Raw genomic sequence first — 16,293 nt, 5'->3', positions numbered from 1 at the left:
TTCTTCAACGCGGCTGATACAGCGCGGCGATCCCCGTAGGCCACCCACCGGTTCGCGGCGCGAATCAGGTGCACGATGCAGGTGGACCTGACCCCTGTTTGGTGGACACCTGATATCCAGCCCAGTCGGGCTGGCAAGATTGGTAATCTACCACCATGTCCAGGTACTGAGAACAGTTCAAACGCGATGCCGTGGCCCTCTATGAGAACAATGAGGACCTCTCGCTGAACAAAGCATCAGCCAAGCTCGGTATCAATCGAGCCTCGCTGCATTCTTGGGTCAAAAAGTACGGCACCGGCAAACGTGCCCGCATAAAAGCAGTGCATGATAAAGCCCAAGCGGCGAATGATTCTGCGCGAATCCGCCAGCTGGAAAAGGAAGTCTCTAAGCTGCGCGAAGAACGCGATATCCTGCGTAAGGCTGCTAAGTATTTTGCCGAAGAGACTCACTGGTGATCCGCTTCCAGTTTGTCGATGACCACCGAACCGAGTACTCGGCTTATGCGGATGTGCCACGTTTTAAAGCTGAATCGTTCCTCGTTTTACAAGTGGGTGAGCACCCGTAAAAAAGCGCAGGTTAAAGATATATTCTGACGGTCTTATTGGTGCAAGAATAAAGACCATCTTTGATGATGAGCATGGGCTTTATGGGGCTAAACGCATCGCCGCAAGCCTTAAGGAAGACCCGGTGTATACCCCGGTCAATCACAAGAAAGTTGCACGAATCATCAAAAGCCATGGGGCTAAAAGGCTTTAGTAAACGGCGTCGATGCACCACCACTAGGCGCAAGCCTGGTCACCGTGTCATGCCGGATTTACTAGGCCGCAAGTTCACCGCTGACGAGCCAAATCGTGTGTATGTCGGTGACATTACCTACCTGCCGTGTAAGGGTGGCAAGAACATGTATTTGGCTACAGTCATTGACACGTATTCACGGAAACTTGCAGGTTATGCACTCGCAGACCACATGCGTGTCTTATTGGTCGTCGATGCTCTAGCCCACGCGCACGGTGTGCGTGGCAGTCTTGACGGGGCTATATTCCATTGACGATCACGGCAGTGTGTACACCTCACAAGCCTTTAGGAGCTATTGCTCGTCGTTGGGTGTGCGCCAGTCTATGGGAGCGGTAGGAACGAGTGCGGATAGAAGCCCTGGCAGAATCGTTTAACGCCACCTTAAAACGTGAAGTGCTGCGTGATCGGAAAGTCTTTGACAATCCCATTATCTGCCGTCAGGAAGTCTTTAGGTGGTGCATGCGCTATAACACGCGCCGGCGGCACTCCTGGTGCAACCTTGTGGCGCCTGATGTCTTTGAAACCAAGTCTTCGGCTATACTGACCACAGCAGCATAGCTAGCCCCCGATGTGTCCACTGTCCGGGGGTCGGGCCCCTCAGTTAGAAAATTGTGAATTGGAACCTTAAGTTGATCTTCCGCACTGGTGCGCTTGTCGAGGTTAAGTTCTGATTCGATCTTGTGCAGGTTGGAAACAAGTTCTGTAGAGGCCTGAGAAAAGTTCTGCATGACTAGGCTCATTTCAAGGTCAGTGGAGGGATACGGCAGGTGTATGGGTAGTTCGTCCAAGAACACAATCCATGGACTGTTTACGTAGCTAGAGTCATCGCCCTTCATGCTAAGCGGCTATTGCCGCTAGGACTTGGTTCTCGCATGAGAGACTTGATTTGCGCATAAAGGCTGGGTCGAAGACCTTGATGCGGGCGATGCGGTTGAGAAGCTTATCTAACTTGTTGGTGCTGTCGTAGGCTTTGTCGAACTCCTCTTTGAGATCATCCATAAATAGCGGCTCGATGGTCTTGAGGATGTTGGGCACTGAAGTGTAGTGCTGGCCCAAGTTGGAGCGCTTGCCTGGTGCAACGACTGCCTGGAACATGGAGCCGAAGATGTCTGGGTTGATGTTGAGCCAAATCTGGCGGCCGAGCTCGATGAGCATCTCACGGGCTTTGGGGGAAAGCGCGGCACCGTCAGGTGGGCGTCGGCGCGGAAGAGACGGCCGTTGACATAAGGGAAGTCCGCCAAGTGGCTGGGCTTTTTCGTCGGGTCTGGTTCATCCAAGGCGGCAAACATGTCGCGGATGAAATCGGCGGTGTCGGAGCCATCTTCCAGCGTGTGCGAGCCTACCGCGTTGGTGAACTGATTCTCACCAAAGATTCCGGTGTCTTCGGCGAAGTAACAAAACAGCAGACGGGTGAAAAATACGTTCAGACCGTGCCGCTGTTCGGGGTCTTTCATGATGCTGGGGTTGGCGGAAGCGAGCTCATCGAATAGCGTGCCCATCTTCTCCGCAGCTTTGACATCCGCGTGGGATTCGGCGGTGTACTGGGCCTTTTCCATGCCGGCCCAAGGTAAGAAGAAGGTGAAATGCTGGTCAATTTCGCGCAGAGGGAACGTACGGTTCTCCCTAGTCTTCAGGTCGTACGCGATCATCTCCGTGTAATCGGTGACGATGACAAAGCGGGTGGCAAACTTCACCACCGTGGGGGACACACGCAGGCATTCAAGTTCTTCAAGAAGATCGCCGGTGGTCTCACGGAAGTAGACGATGTTTTTCTGGGCTACCTCGTGCTCGGGATCCTCAGCAATGTTGAGCGAGCCATTGCGCAGACGCGTGATATTTCCCTTGGAGCGGCCGTATGCGAGCATGAGATCAAAGATGAACTCGCGGTCATAGTCATCTTGCCCGGCAAGGGGCTTGATGCGTTCTTCGATTGCTTTGAGGTTGAGTCGTGCCACCTGAATCGTCCTTCGTCGATCTACGCCACTGGGAAGTGCATTTCAGTGGTTTGAAAAGCTAAAGATCGATTTTAGCCAAGCCAGCTACCTTGCGTCCCCGCAATGCCCACTAGTGTTATAGACCGAAGCTCGAATGCACCTTCACAATCCCCAAGGAGAACACATGACGCACCGCTCGGACGCAGGGCTCGATACGGCGAGGGAGCCGGCATCGTCAGGCACCGGTGTGCCGCAGGCCGGCAACCAGGAGGCGCGCCGGGCGGACCTGCGGCGGTGGAAGGCAATTGCGCTGTCGCTGCTTTTGCTGGCGGCGGTGATCTTTTTGGGGTGCTCGTGGTGGCAGGCATCGGAAAGCGGGGCCCCGGTGTGGGTCGGCTACGTGCGTGCGGCGGCGGAGGCAGGCATGGTCGGTGGTCTGGCGGACTGGTTCGCGGTGACTGCGCTATTCCGCCGGCCGATGGGCCTGCCCATCCCGCACACGGCGTTGATTCCGAATAATAAGGACCGCGTGGGCGATGCGCTGAAGGACTTCGTAGAGGAGAATTTCCTGACCGCGGATGCACTGAGCGCCAAGGTGCGGGATGCGGAGCTGCCGCTGTGGCTGGCGCGTCAGGGGGCAGAACCCGGCAAGGCAGAGGAAGTCTCCGAATGGATTGGCCAGCGCGCCGCCAGCGTGGTGGAGGACCTCGACCCTGCTGAGGCAGAGCAGTTCATCCGCACCCAGGTCATGGACCGCCTGGCGGAGCCGGAGTGGGGCCCGCCGTTGGGCCGGTTGCTGGAGGGCTATATCGCGGACGGCAAGGCGCGCCCGCTGGAGGATGACCTCATTGACTGGGCGCACAAGAAGATTCTCGGCATGGAATCGACGGTGGTCACGGCCATCGATGAGCGCATGCCCGGGTGGGCGCCGCGTTTTGCCCGCGAGATGGTGGGGGACAAGGTCTATAGCGAGCTCGTTAATTTCGCCGAGGAAGTCCGCCGCGATGGCAACCACGAGGCCCGCCTGGCCATTCGCCGCAACCTGTCCAAGCTGGCTGCGGACTTGCAATGGGATGCCGATATGCGCGAGCGCATCGAGAACATCAAGCAAGAGATGCTCGCCTCTGATCAGGTGCAGCAGGCGCCGGCGGCGATGTGGCGCACGATTTCCACCACGCTGATTGATCAGTTCAATGACCCGGAGTCTTTCCTGCGGCAGAAGATGACGGCCAAGGTGAAGGAATTGGCGCACCGTTTGCTCGAGGATTCCGAGTTCTTGGCCCAAACCAATGACCTTGTGGACAAGGCCGCGCGCTACGCGGTGGAGAAATTCGCCCCGGAGATCATCGCGATCATCCCGGAGACCATCAAGCGCTGGGATGCGCAGGAGGCCTCGCAGAATATCGAGCTGATGGTGGGTAAGGATCTGCAATTTATTCGCCTTAACGGCACGATCGTCGGCTCTCTGGCAGGCTTGGCCATATATGCTGTTAATCATCTCATTTTCGGCGCCTAATGCGCCGGAATAATTCATCACACGGAGGTTTTCATGACTGAGAAGAAGAAGCTTTTTGATTCCCTGAAGGAAGCTGGCGCGTCCGCGCTGAATACCGCCAAGGATTTCGGTGGCCGCCTGCAGGAAGAGCGCGAGAATCAGGGTGCGCAGGGCGCAGGTGCGCAGGGCCCACAGGGCGAGAACGACGGCATGCTGGATAAGGCCACCACTACCGCCAAGCAGTGGGGCGCGTCCATTAAGAAGGCTGCGGAAGAAACCCGCGACTCGGAGGCTTTCTCTGAGGCCAAGGACAAGTTCGCGGATGCGTACCAGGAAACCCGCGAGGGCGTGAAGGACGCGTATGACTATGCCCAGGAGCGCGTGAACGAGAAGAAGAACGCGCCCAAGAACGGCAATTCCGCTGCTGCGGACAAGGACGATAATATTATCGATGGCGAAGTTATCGATACCGACGAACCCACGAATTAATTTGCATGTACCTCTTACTTGACATTGCCTATAATTTTCCCATCTACTTCTTCCAGGTCCTGACCATTACCGCCATCATCGGGGCAGTACTCGCGGCATCGACGCGCGAGGATGCGTTTCGGGCCGGCGACCGCAAAGGTAAATGGGTATGGGTAGGCCTGCTTGCGGGCTCGGCGGTAGCGATGGCTACCGGCCTGCAAATTTTGGCGTGGATTGGCACGGTCATCACCGGCATCTACTGGTTTGACGTGCGCCCGCAGCTCAAGGCCATCATCAACGGCGACTACAGCTACTAAGCATGAAAAATCTCCTGCACGCTTCCGCCGCCGAGGTCAGGGAGCAGGCCGCTGGGCAGCATGTGCTGGTCTCGCCGCACCACGTGACGGTGGCGGCGGCGGCAGAGCCGGCGGGCATTACCGCCGTGGCGGGCTATCCCACTGGCCGGCACCACACGCTCATCAAGGCCTCTGAGGCCCGCCTAGCCATCCAGTCCGGCGCGGACGAGGTGTGGGTCAGCGTTGATGCCACGCTTGCCGATGCCACCCCTATCCTCGCCGAGCTCGTCGCCATCCGCGAGGCCTGCCCAGACCCGGCCCGCGTGGGCCTCATCCTGCCGGAGACAGAACCGGCGCGGTCCCTCGCGGAAACCGCTGCCGCCCAGGCCGGTTTTCACAAGATCGTCATAGAAAAAGGCAGCGAGCTGTCCAGCTCGCTGCCCGTCGTAGAATTTCCCGCTCCCTAGGTCGGGCGCTTCTGCGGCGACGGTGTTAGGCGGCCTTCTTCTGTTCGCCGCTTTCGCCGGAGAAGTGGTCCATATCGTTCATCGGGACATCGGTACCGGTGATGGTCAGCGTGAGCTTGCCATCCCCCACGTCCACGGATTCGACCTGCATGTCATTGGCAACGAGCTGCTCGGACATGCCGTCCTGCAGGGCATCAGAAATGGCGCTGGTGGCCTGCTCAGGCAGCGACAGCCCAAAGATTGCGGCCTCGGTGGCATTGATCTCCAGCTTGCCGTCGCGGGCGGTGGGCTTGAGCGAAAGGCTGGCCAAACCGCCGCCAAATTTCACCTCCAGCTCGTCGCTCTGGTCATTCGCGGTGATTTCAGTGACCACCATATTTCCAATGGTTTCGCTACCGGATTGGTCTGAGATTCCTTTTTGGAAGCTGGCCAGCAGATAGTCATCCGGAACGGTGGTGGTGGCGCGGAGGAAACCGGCTACTGGGTTATCGGTATCCGTCGACATGTCTTCCACGTGGATTTCAGAGGCGGGTTGCCCCTTGATCTGCGATCCTTCGATCTGCAGGGTCGACGGCGTGGTCATATCCATTTGGGAAATCGAGCCGCGCAGCAGGCCAAAGAGGAGGGGGCTGCCGCCAAAGCTTACAGAGGGATCTTCCGTGACCTCGATGCCTTCTTCCTTGGCGCTATTTTTAAACTCCTCGGTCATCTGATTACCAATGAACCAGCGTAGGCCAAACTCGGCGATGAGGATGATAACAAGGAGCGCTACGAGGACGCCTACGACAATTTTCCACGCGAGCGATCCGCCCGATTTCTTTGCAGCCATGACTACCAGTGTGGCGCATGAGGCGGCCGGTGGCAATGTGTGCTGGATATTAGCGGGGTGCGATGCTCTCCCAGCTCACAGTGAGCGTATTATCGCGCAGCCGGCGGCGGGGAGGCTGGAGGCTAAAGGGGGCATCGGCAAGCAGGGCGTGTGCCATGCGCCACCGCACCCGCGGGCCGTGCGGGGCCCACCCGGCGGCGCGATCCCAAGCCCTATCGGCGGCCTGCAGGAGCTCGTGGATGGGCTCGCCGGGCACGTTGCGGTGGATGAGCACCTTGGGCAGGCGCTCGGCCACATCGGAAGGCCGAGCAACGTCGAAGGGATCCCACGCGAGCGTCAACGTCTTTGGGCCATGCTGATCGAGCAGGATCCACGCCGCGCGCCGGCCCAGTTCATCGCAGGTACCCTCCACGAAGAACCCGCCGGGGGCCAAGCGTGAGCACACCGTCTGCCACGCCTCCGCAACCTGGTCTACGTCGTATTGGCGCAGCACATTAAAGGCGCGCACCACCTGCGGCCGGTAGTCAGCGAGCTCAAATCCGCCCAGCTCAAAGCGGACGCCATCGCGCGGCGGCAGTACCCTGTCCGGGTGGATTTCCAACCCGCGCACATCCACGCGGGGGTTGATGCGGCGCAGCCACCGCGCCCACTCCACGGTGGTGGTATGGGAGGCGCCGTAGCCCACGTCGAGCGCGAGCGGGGTGCGCACGTGGCGCAGCAGGGCCGAAATCTCCGGGTGGGCTACTATCCACCTATCGCAGCGCCGCAGCCGGTTGTAGTTGGTGGTGCCGCGGGTAATAACGCCAAAAGGCCGACCCGCTGCTGCGCTGGCGCGCAGGTTATGAGCGTGGTCGGCCATGGGCGTGAAGGAATTCTAAGGGGTGAGTGCCTTAGGAGTTGTCAGAAATCCACTGTTCGGTCAGCTTGCCCTCGTTATCAAAGAGCTCTGCCAGGGATTCGCCCACCTTTGGCTCGATGGCTGCGCCCATCATCGGGATCTTGACGGAGATCTCGTTGGTGTAGGTCAGCTTGGTCATCTCGCCCTCGCCGGCCAGGGAAATCTCGCCCTTGAAGTCCACCGGGGTGCCCTTGACGTCTGCGGTGTAGTTGACGTCAGCGGCCTGGCCGTTGAGCTCGCCCACGGTGACCACGCGCTTGACCTTGAGGTCCTGCGAGACCATGGCGCGCACTGCCTCTGGCAAGAGGTTGGTCGGCAGGACCTCGTAGAGAGTTGCTACGTTATCGGAGAAATCGTGAACCTGGCCTGCCTCAGGGGAAAGGTTTGCCACGATGTACTCCCAGTACCCCTGGGTGAGCAGCGCCTTGTGAACCATGTCGATAGGCTGATTGATGGTTACGGTGTTTTCACTACGAGTTGACATGCTTAACAGACTACCTTGGTATACGTGCTTGATAAATTTTTTACGCAACAACTCACAGCAATCGACGGCGTAGACGTGGATCCCACGGCGAGCTTTGCCGATCTCACCACCTTGCGCGTGGGGGGAAAGCCGCGGGTCACGTTGCGTTGTTCGCGGCCTGAAGCAGCGGTTGCAGCACTGCGGTACCTCGAGAAAGAAAAAGTTCCTTTCATCGTGGTCGGCGGCGGTTCCAACCTGTTGGTTTCTGATGGCGAGGTAGACGTGGTCGCCGTCGTCCTCGACTTTGCCGTGGTGGACATGGATACCGAGACTGGCCTCGTGCGCGCCCAAGCCGGTGCGGTATGGGACGAGGTCGTGGCGGAATCCGTGGCACAGTCCCTGGGCGGCATCGAGTGCCTTTCCGGCATTCCCGGCACGGTGGGCGCGGTGCCCGTGCAAAACGTGGGTGCCTATGGAGCCGAGATTTCTGAGGTCTTGACCCGCGTGCGCCTGTATAACCTGCGCACCGATGCCGATGAGTGGGTTCCCGTCTCCGATCTTGATCTGGCCTACCGCTACTCCAACCTGAAATTCACCGGCCGCGCGGTGGTGCTCGAGGTCGAATTGCAATTGACCACCGATGGGCTGTCGCGCCCACTGCGCTTTGGGCAGCTTACCGATGCCCCCGGCGAGCGCCGCCCCGTCGCCCAGGTCCGCGAAGAGGTCCTCGCGCTGCGCCGCGGCAAGGGCATGGTGCTTGATGCCGCCGACCACGACACCTGGTCTGCCGGCTCCTTTTTCACCAACCCCGTGGTCGAGTCCAGCGTCGCTGATGCCGTCCAGGACAAGGTGCGCGCCACGCTTGGCGATGCCCTCGCCGACCGCATGCCCCGCCATCCCGCCACCGCTTCAGCACAGGGCGAACCGTCCCCGCACGAAAAGCTTTCGGCAGCCTGGCTTATCGATAACGCAGGATTCACAAAGGGCTACCCCGGCTCCGGCCCAGCAACGCTGTCCACCAAGCACACCCTGGCGCTGACCAACCGCGGAAACGCGACCGCCGCAGACATCGTCGCGCTGGCCCGCACGATCCGCGACGGCGTGCGCGAAGCCTTCGGCGTCGAGCTCGTGCCCGAGCCGGTGTGGCTGGGCGTATCCATGGACGAAGACTAGGCCGCACGCATATAAAAACGTCCAAAACAACCGCGTTCTTCTAAAATTCGTCCTCATTTTTGACGAAACGCGGTTGTTTTGGACGTAATCGTTGCTTGTGGCCGGCACAGGCAGCACGGGCGGCGCAAAAGCCGCCCCGGCGCAGTCTTAGGCAGCCATGACCTCGAGCCACTCCGGCTTGGCGTCCAAGAACTTGCGGGCCGCATCCTGTGCGCCCTTCAAGCTGTGGTGTGCGCCCCAACCGCACTGCTCCTCGTTGGCGGCGGGAACCTCGGTGGCGGTAAGGATATCGTTCAGCGCACCCTCAACGGCGCGCAGCAATTCATCCTGCTCCATGCCATTGGTAATGGCGTAGAAGCCGGTGCGGCAGCCCATGGGAGCAAAGCCGATGAGCTTATCGGTGTAGTTGCGCATAAAGTTGGCCATCATGTGCTCCACGGAGTGCAGCGCCTCCGTGTCCAGGTGCTCCTTATTGGGCTGGCAAAAGCGCAGATCGTACTTGATAATTTCTACGCCGCCGCCCAAATCGGTGCGGTCAGCCACGCGGATATAAGGCGCGCTGACGAGGCGGTGGTCGAGCTCGAAGGACTTGACGTTAATCTTTTCTTGGTTCTGTTCAGTCATACTCCCCAGCCTAATCGCTGCGAGTGTCACTTCCCAGAATAGATTCTTAAGCCGCATACGCTTCGTAACTATGAGTGCCTTGGACGATGCCCCCGCAACCGGCAACAAGCTAGCCCGGAAGCAGACTGCCCAACAGCAAAAGATTGTGCCAAGCACCGTTACCAGCCTGGTCACCGTGGAAAGCCCGGCCGCCGATGTTGATCCGTGGGCGCGTGGCAATCGTCTGTGCAAGGACAGCTGGGGCTTGGTGATGCGGCGCGTGTGGGCAGATTTCTTCCACGATGCCCTCATGGACCGCGCCGCCGCGATGACCTACTTCACCCTCATGGCCTTTGCCCCCACCGTCCTGGCGGCATATTCCATTGCCACGCTGATCTTTTCTTCGCGCCGGGGCGAAGTGGAGGCACTGACTGCGCAGTTCATCGATACGTACGTGCCCCGTTCTATGGCGGAGGAAGCCGGCACCATTGTCAGCTCCATTATCGGATCCACAAGGGAGGGTACGTTTGCGCTGGTGGTCTCCGTAATGATTTCGCTATTCGCCGCCTCGGCGTATGTGCGGGCTTTTTCGCGTACCGCCAATACGGTCTACGGACGGGTGGAAGGCCGCGGAACCATCCGCACATGGGCATTGATGTGGGCCATTACCGTGATCCTAGTCATCGGCGCGGTGGTGGTACTGTGTGCCAATTTATTGCGCGATACCGTCGTGGACAGCGTCATCGAGCCCGTGGCACTCCGGCTGGGGTTGCACGGCACAGTGGACTTTATCGGCGGCATTTTTATGCCCGTGTGGAATTGGTTGCGCTTCCCTATAACGGTCGTGGTGGCGCTGGCACTCATTGCCGTGTGGTACCACTTTGCACCCAACGTTCGACCTAGCCGCTTCCGCTGGATTACCTTGGGCTCGGTGGTAGCGCTTCTGACTAACCTGGTGGTGTGGGGCGTATTCTCCCTCTACATCAAGTATCTGGCCGGGGTGAGCATTTACGGGGCATTCGGTACGGTCATGGCGGTATTTATGACTGTCTGGCTGTCCAATACGATGCTGATTTTGGGTATCAAGATCGATGCGGAGGTCCTGCGCGCCAAGGAGCTACAGCTGGGGCTGCACGCCGAGCGCTATATTCAGGCCCCACCGCGCTCCGAATTCGCGGCGCAGCAGCAGGTGCGCGCGAAGAGGAAACTGGAAGAGCGCTCGGGGCGCATCTTTGCTGGTGCTACCCGCAGCGAGCACCGCACCCGCGCCGGGGAGTAGTTTCTCCGGCGCGAATTAGCGGGAAGCAACCTCTGCCATCAAGATCTCCTGCACCTGGCGGCGGCGCAGCTTGCCTAGCTGATCGGTGGGCAATTCCTCGCGCACCACGAAATGGCGCGGGACCTTATAGCGGGCCAGGAGGCCGCGGCAGTGCTCGCGCAGCGCTTCCGCATCGAAGGTGGCGCCGGGGTGGAGCACCAGGCAGGCGGCAACGTCCTCGGAACCATCGGCGCGCGGGACGCCTGCCACCGCTGCTTGGCCCACCGCGGGGTGGCTCAACAGTGCATGTTCCACCTCGCTGGGAAAGACGTTAAACCCACCGGTGATGATGACCTCTTTAATCCGGCCCACCAGCCGGAAATGGCCATCGGCCTCGCGCACCCCCATATCGCCGGTGCGCAGCCACTCGCCGTGGAATGCCTCCCGCGTGGCGGTGGGATTATCGAGATAGCCCGCAAAAACTTGGGGCCCGCGGGCGAGGATCTCACCGGGCGTGCCATCGGGTTGGCTGCGGTCCAGGTCACCCGGATCCCCGATGCGCAGGTCGGTATCGGCAAGCGGCTTGCCGATGGTCCCCACGCGCCGCCCCTCACCAAGCGGGTTAATGGTCAGCACGGGTGAGGCCTCGGTGAGCCCGTAGCCTTCGACGAGCATGCCGCCGGTGCGGTCTTGCCAGGGCTCGATGATGCGCGCGGGCAGCGATGCAGCCCCGGAAATGGCGTAGCGTACTCCGCCCAGGTCCGCGGCTGGTTCAGCGGCCTGCTCGTTCATGGCGCGCTCATAAATGGTGGGAACACCCGGCATCCACGTCGGGCGGCGCTGTGCCAAGGCGCTGACCACGGCCGCGGGGCGCGGGGAAGGCAGCAGGACGATCTCGGCGGCGCAGCGCATCGCGAGCAAGACGCTCATGGTCAGTCCATAGGAGTGGAACATCGGCAGCGTGGCGAGGAAGCGCTCGTGGCCGGGGCGCAGATCGACCTGGGCCTCCAATTGGATGCAATTGGCGGCGAGGTTGTGGTGCGTGAGCACCACGCCCTTAGGCTGGCCGGTGGTGCCGGAGGTGTAGAGGATAAGTGCGGCATCGGCAAGCGCGGCCTGGCGGTGGGGAACTGGGGCGCCGGAGAGGGGAAGGTGCACCTCCAAAGACACGGGGATCACCGTGCTGGCCAGGCCATCGACCACGGCGGTGACCTGATCCCAGACCAGGGCGATGCTGGCGCCGTGGTGGGCAAAGAGCGGGGCCAGCTCGTGGGCGGTGTACTGAGGGTTATGTTCGACTACGACCGCGCCCAGGCGCAGCACCGCGAAAAAGGCAATGAGGTGCTGCGGGGAGTTGGGCAAGACCAGCGCTACCCGGTCGCCGGGGCGGATTCCCATCTCCCGCAGGGCGCCGGCGGCAGCGGCGATGCGGGTATCCAGCTCCGCGTAGCTCAAGGTCTCGCCGCCGAAAAATGTGGCGGGACGGTCGGGGAAGTTGGCTACTGCGGTGGCGAGGAAATCCGTCAGCGTGGCTTCGTACTCGAGGTCTGACATGGTGGTTAATACTAAGTCTTCTGTTTGAGGAGATCGAGGAGATCCTGCTGCACCATGCGGCGGCGGACCTTGCCCAGCTGGTCCGAAGCCAGCTCCTCAAAGTGGTAGAAGGTGCGCGGAACCTTGTAGCGGGTCAGGCGCTCGCGGCAGAAGGATTTGAGGCCTTCTGGGTCCAAAACGGCGCCATCGCGCAGGATGAGACAGGCGACGACGTCCTCGGAGCCATCCTTGCGCGGGCGGCCCACCACGGCGACCTCCTTGACATCTGGGTGCTTGCGCACCACCTCTTCGACTTCGGCCGGGTAGACGTTAAAGCCGCCGGTGATGATGATTTCCTTGATGCGGCTAACCAGCTTGACCCAGCCGTCCTCATCCATGGTGGCCATATCGCCGGTGCGGAACCAGCCGTTGTGGAAGGACTCCTCGGTGGCCTTTTCGTTATTGAAATAGCCCTGGAAAATCTGCGGCCCGCGAGCCAGCATCTCGCCCGGCTCGCCATCTGGCTGGGTTTCATCGAGGTTATCCGGGTTGCCAATGCGCACCTCGGTATCGGGAAAGGGCAGGCCCACATAGCCCGGGCGGCGGTTGCCGTTCATGGGGTTGCCAATAAGCACGGGGGAGGTCTCGGTCATGCCGAAGCCCTCCACGAGGCGGCCGCCGGTCATGGATTCCCAGCGCTCCATCACGTCAACCGGCAGGGTAGCGGCGCCAGAGAACGCGTTGCTGATGCCGGCGAGATCCACGCCCTTGTCCTCGGCGGCGTCCATGATCTTCTCGTACAACGTGGGCACGCCCGGCAGCCAAGTGGGAGTGTGCTTCTTAATGATGTCCATGATGAGCGGCATCTGCGGGGACGGAACCAAGATCAGCTCGGCGCCGAAGTAGATGCTGAGCACGCACAGCGTGGTCATGCCGTAGGCGTGGAAGAGCGGCAAGGCGGCGAGGAAGCGCTGCTCGGTGGCGTCCATATTCGTCAGCCAAGCCTCGCCCTGCACGCAGTTGGCGATGAGGTTGCCGTGCGAAAGTAACGCGCCCTTGGGCTTGCCGGTGGTGCCGGAGGTGTAGAGGATAAGCGCGATATCGTCCTGCGTGACCTTGGCAATCTCGAGGTCCTTGCCGTCGCCGCCGATGGCAGAACCGATAAGCGTGGACCAGGCCACGGTATTCGGGGCCGCGCCGGTCAGTTGCTCGCGCTTGGCGGCCAACGGCGGTAGGGGAATCCGGAGCGCGAGGCGCTTGAGTGGTGGCATCGCGTCGATCATGTTGACGGACACGATGGTCTCCAGCGGGGTGGTGGCGCGAATCTTTTCCAAGGTGGTGGCGGTTTTATCCCAGGCGATGACCACGCGCGCGCCGTGGTCCTGGAAAAGCCCCTCGAGTTCGTGAGCGGTGTAGAGGGGATTGTGCTCTACCGCGGTGGCTCCCAGCAGCTGGATGGCATAAAACGCCACCACGTGTTGGGGGCAGTTGGGCATGACGATGGCGACCCTATCGCCAGGCCGAATGCCAAAGGCCTTAAGGCCCGCGGCGGCTGCGCGCACCTGTGCGTCTAGCTCCGCGTAGTTCTGCGTATTGCCAAAGAAGTAGGTAGCGGACTTATTCCCATTGATGCGGAGGTTATTGACGTAGTAGTCAACGATGGTTTTATCGCCATAATCAAGCGTGGCGGGGGTCCAGTCGCTGTAGTGCTTAATCCAGGCCCGGGATTCGTATGCAGACACGCGCTACCCTTTCGTTTGGTAAAGAAAAATATTACAAAGGGCGAGTATACCCAGAACGTGAGGAAATCCTCTAGTTTTCTTCGAGTGTCAGCAAAAAACGCTTGATATCCAGGCCGCCGGCATAGCCACCGAGCGTTCCATCGCTGCGCAGCACGCGGTGGCAAGGCCGAATGATCGGCAGGGGATTGGCGCCGCAGGCGGTGCCGACCGCCCGGGTAGCAGCGGGACGCCCCACGGCGGCGGCGAGCTCGCCATAGCTTGAGACCTCGCCGTAGCCGATGGTGTCCAGTTGCGCGTGAATTTGGGCGCGAAATTCCGTCGTTGGCTCCGGGTTGAGCGGCAGGTCGAACTCGCGGCGGCGCCCGGCGAAATACTCCGCGAGCTGCTCCTGCGCCGCATCTAAGATGTCTGCACCGCGCTTGTCGATGCCCCCATTCACCACGCCGCTCACCTCGCCGCGAACCTGATTGGTTTCGCGGTGTCCCTTGCTTTCCTCGTCGCGACCCGACTGGATCGCGACGAAGTCGACGCGGGACAGTCCGTCTGCGTCTGCGGTGAGCAGCAGCGGGCCGATGGGAGTATCGATGGTGCGCAGCATGGTGGTGTGAACGCTAGTTCTTAGGCGTTCTTCTCTGCTTCGAGGCGGTTGATGAGGTCTTCTTGTACCTCGCGGCGGCGGATCTTGCCCATTTGGTCCTTGGCCAGTTCCTCGAAGTGGTAGAAGGTGCGTGGGACCTTGTAGCGGGTCAGGCGCTCGCGGCAGTACTCCTTGAGGCCTTCGGGGTCGAGCGCGGCGCCATCGGCAAGATCGAGGCAGGCCACGACATCTTCGGAGCCGTCCTCGCGCGGGCGGCCCACCACGGCAGCGTCGTCGACGCTGGGGTGCTCGCGCAGGATTTCTTCGACCTCGCCTGGGTAGACGTTGAAGCCGCCGGTGATGATGATTTCCTTGATGCGGCTGACCAGGCGGATGAAGCCGTCTTCTTCCATGATGCCCATGTCACCGGTGCGGAACCAGTCACCGTGGAAGGCGGTATCGGTGGCTTCCTGGTTATTGAGGTAGCCCTTGAAAATCTGCGGGCCGCGGGCCAGCACTTCGCCCTCAACGCCGTCCGGCTGGGTTTCATCCAGGTTATCGGGGTTGGCGATGCGCACCTCGGTATCCGGGAAGGGAATGCCCACGTAGCCGGGGCGTCGGTCAGTGCTCATGGGGTTACCTACGATGATTGGCGAGCACTCGGTTAGGCCATAGCCCTCTACGAGCAGGCCACCGGTGGCGTTTTCCCACTTATTGACGGTCTCAGAAGGCAGGGTGGATGCGCCGGAGAAGGCTGCTCGCACGCCCTTGATGGGAACTTCTTGCTCCTCGGCGGCCTTGACGATGCGCTCGTACAAGGTAGGAACGCCCGGGACCCAGGTCGGGGTGTGCTTCTTCATCAGCTGCATGATGAGCGGGATCTGCGGCACGGGGAGAATGACCAATTCGCCGCCGATGAGCTGGGCCAAGGTGACGTTCATGGTCAGGCCATACGCGTGGAAGAAGGGCAGGGCGGCGAGCATGCGCTCTGGCTTATCGCCTAAGCCTGGCACCCACGCCTTGCCCTGGAGCAGGTTGGATACGAGGTTGCCGTGCGAGAGCATCGCGCCCTTGGGTGCGCCGGTCGTACCGGAGGTGTACATCACCAGCGCGATGGTGTCCTTATCAATGTCCTCCGGCGTCTTAATATCGCTGCCGTTGCCACCGATGGCATCACCAATCAGCGCCTCCCACGGCACGGTATTTGGTGCCGGGGCAGAAAGCTGCTCGCGCTTGGCCTTGAGCGGGGGAAGCGGCAGGCGCAGCGCGGCGCGCTGCAGGGTGGGCATGGCGTTGATCATGTTGATGGACACGACCGTTTCCAGGTTGGTGGTAGCCCGCAGCTTCTCCAGGGTGGGGGCGGCCTTGTCCCAGGCGATGGCGATGCGCGCGCCGTGATCCTGGAACAGACCCTCCAGCTCGTGGGCGGTATAAAGCGGGTTGTGCAGCACAACCTGGGCGCCGAGCTTCAAGATGGCATAAAAGGCCGCGATGTACTGCGGGCTATTGGGGGCAACGATGGCTACGCGGTCACCGGGGCGCACGCCAAAGGCCTTCAGGCCGGCTGCGGCGGCGCGCACTTGGCGGTCCAGCTCGGAATAGTTTTGGCTGCGTCCAAAGAAATACGTGGCTGACTTATCGCCATTGACCTTGAGGTTATTGTCAAACAGGTCCAACAGGGTGGTGTTGCCATAGTCGAGGCTATGCGGCGTCCACTCCGGGTAATACTGGAGCCATGCCTTTGATTCATAAGCGGACAATG

The 16,293-nt window shown here is 60.8% G+C and carries 14 protein-coding genes and 2 pseudogenes; 7 read left to right on the top strand and 9 right to left on the bottom strand.

Features of this window, described 5'->3' with window-relative positions:
• The first annotated feature begins 191 nt into the window (after positions 1-191).
• Positions 192-1,353, top strand: a pseudogene (locus tag QP891_RS09620) (IS3 family transposase).
• Positions 1,354-1,692: 339 nt separating this feature from the next.
• Here the strand turns inward: QP891_RS09620 and QP891_RS09615 are convergent.
• A pseudogene (locus QP891_RS09615) lies at positions 1,693-2,750 on the bottom strand (type IIL restriction-modification enzyme MmeI); the annotation flags it as partial.
• Between the two features lie 163 nt (positions 2,751-2,913).
• On the opposite strand from QP891_RS09615, the gene QP891_RS09610 reads away from it, so the two are divergent.
• Genes QP891_RS09610 through QP891_RS09595 form a run of 4 tightly spaced genes read left to right on the top strand, consistent with a single transcriptional unit; the run spans position 2,914 to position 5,455 of the window.
• The gene (locus tag QP891_RS09610; RefSeq protein WP_284770985.1) at positions 2,914-4,245 is read left to right on the top strand and encodes a DUF445 domain-containing protein; all 1,332 of its coding nucleotides are present in this window, start codon (positions 2,914-2,916) and stop codon (positions 4,243-4,245) included.
• Positions 4,246-4,278: 33 nt separating this feature from the next.
• The gene (locus tag QP891_RS09605) at positions 4,279-4,713 is read left to right on the top strand and encodes a CGLAU_01105 family protein (protein WP_126318144.1); all 435 of its coding nucleotides are present in this window, start codon (positions 4,279-4,281) and stop codon (positions 4,711-4,713) included.
• Between the two features lie 5 nt (positions 4,714-4,718).
• Positions 4,719-5,009 (top strand): DUF2516 family protein, encoded by a 291-nt coding sequence (locus QP891_RS09600; protein WP_284770986.1) that lies wholly within the window; start codon positions 4,719-4,721, stop codon positions 5,007-5,009.
• Between the two features lie 2 nt (positions 5,010-5,011).
• A complete protein-coding gene (locus tag QP891_RS09595; protein WP_284770987.1) occupies positions 5,012-5,455 on the top strand; it encodes a deoxyribose-phosphate aldolase in 444 nt (147 codons plus the stop codon).
• A 25-nt stretch (positions 5,456-5,480) separates the two neighbouring features.
• Here QP891_RS09595 and QP891_RS09590 read toward each other — a convergent pair whose 3' ends face one another.
• From QP891_RS09590 to QP891_RS09580, 3 genes are read right to left on the bottom strand one after another with little or no spacing between them, the layout of a single operon-like run.
• Complete coding sequence (locus QP891_RS09590) at positions 5,481-6,284, bottom strand: LmeA family phospholipid-binding protein (RefSeq protein WP_284770988.1); 804 nt, start codon at positions 6,282-6,284, stop codon at positions 5,481-5,483.
• Positions 6,285-6,333: 49 nt separating this feature from the next.
• Complete coding sequence (locus QP891_RS09585) at positions 6,334-7,143, bottom strand: class I SAM-dependent methyltransferase (RefSeq protein WP_284770989.1); 810 nt, start codon at positions 7,141-7,143, stop codon at positions 6,334-6,336.
• A gap of 31 nt (positions 7,144-7,174) precedes the next feature.
• Positions 7,175-7,666 (bottom strand): DUF2505 domain-containing protein, encoded by a 492-nt coding sequence (locus QP891_RS09580; protein ID WP_284770990.1) that lies wholly within the window; start codon positions 7,664-7,666, stop codon positions 7,175-7,177.
• Positions 7,667-7,690: 24 nt separating this feature from the next.
• Between QP891_RS09580 and QP891_RS09575 the strand changes: the two genes are divergently transcribed.
• Entirely contained in the window at positions 7,691-8,818 is a 1,128-nt protein-coding gene (locus tag QP891_RS09575) for a UDP-N-acetylmuramate dehydrogenase (protein WP_284770991.1), read from the top strand.
• Positions 8,819-8,965: 147 nt separating this feature from the next.
• Here QP891_RS09575 and QP891_RS09570 read toward each other — a convergent pair whose 3' ends face one another.
• Positions 8,966-9,442, bottom strand: a complete 477-nt coding sequence (locus QP891_RS09570) for an S-ribosylhomocysteine lyase (protein ID WP_023025084.1) — start codon at positions 9,440-9,442, stop codon at positions 8,966-8,968.
• 70 nt (positions 9,443-9,512) lie between these two features.
• On the opposite strand from QP891_RS09570, the gene QP891_RS09565 reads away from it, so the two are divergent.
• Positions 9,513-10,700: a YihY/virulence factor BrkB family protein gene (locus tag QP891_RS09565; protein ID WP_284770992.1), complete on the top strand. Its 1,188-nt coding sequence runs from the start codon at positions 9,513-9,515 to the stop codon at positions 10,698-10,700.
• Positions 10,701-10,715: 15 nt separating this feature from the next.
• On the opposite strand, the gene QP891_RS09560 is transcribed toward QP891_RS09565, so the two are convergent.
• The 4 genes from QP891_RS09560 to QP891_RS09545 form a co-directional block, all read right to left on the bottom strand.
• Positions 10,716-12,233 carry an AMP-binding protein gene (locus QP891_RS09560; RefSeq protein WP_284770993.1) on the bottom strand — a complete coding sequence of 506 codons (1,518 nt, stop codon included), beginning with the start codon at positions 12,231-12,233 and terminating at the stop codon, positions 10,716-10,718.
• 11 nt (positions 12,234-12,244) lie between these two features.
• A complete protein-coding gene (locus QP891_RS09555) occupies positions 12,245-13,954 on the bottom strand; it encodes a long-chain-fatty-acid--CoA ligase (RefSeq protein WP_284770994.1) in 1,710 nt (569 codons plus the stop codon).
• Between the two features lie 70 nt (positions 13,955-14,024).
• Positions 14,025-14,552, bottom strand: coding sequence for a methylated-DNA--[protein]-cysteine S-methyltransferase (locus QP891_RS09550; protein WP_284770995.1), 528 nt, complete (start codon positions 14,550-14,552; stop codon positions 14,025-14,027).
• 20 nt (positions 14,553-14,572) lie between these two features.
• Complete coding sequence (locus QP891_RS09545) at positions 14,573-16,291, bottom strand: long-chain-fatty-acid--CoA ligase (RefSeq protein ID WP_284770996.1); 1,719 nt, start codon at positions 16,289-16,291, stop codon at positions 14,573-14,575.
• Between the last annotated feature and the right edge of the window lie 2 nt (positions 16,292-16,293).

The sequence above is a fragment of the Corynebacterium sp. MSK310 genome (assembly GCF_030227355.1).
In the GTDB taxonomy this organism is placed as follows: Bacteria; Actinomycetota; Actinomycetes; order Mycobacteriales; family Mycobacteriaceae; genus Corynebacterium; species Corynebacterium rhinophilum.
This window is presented reverse-complemented; position numbering and strand designations above follow the sequence as displayed.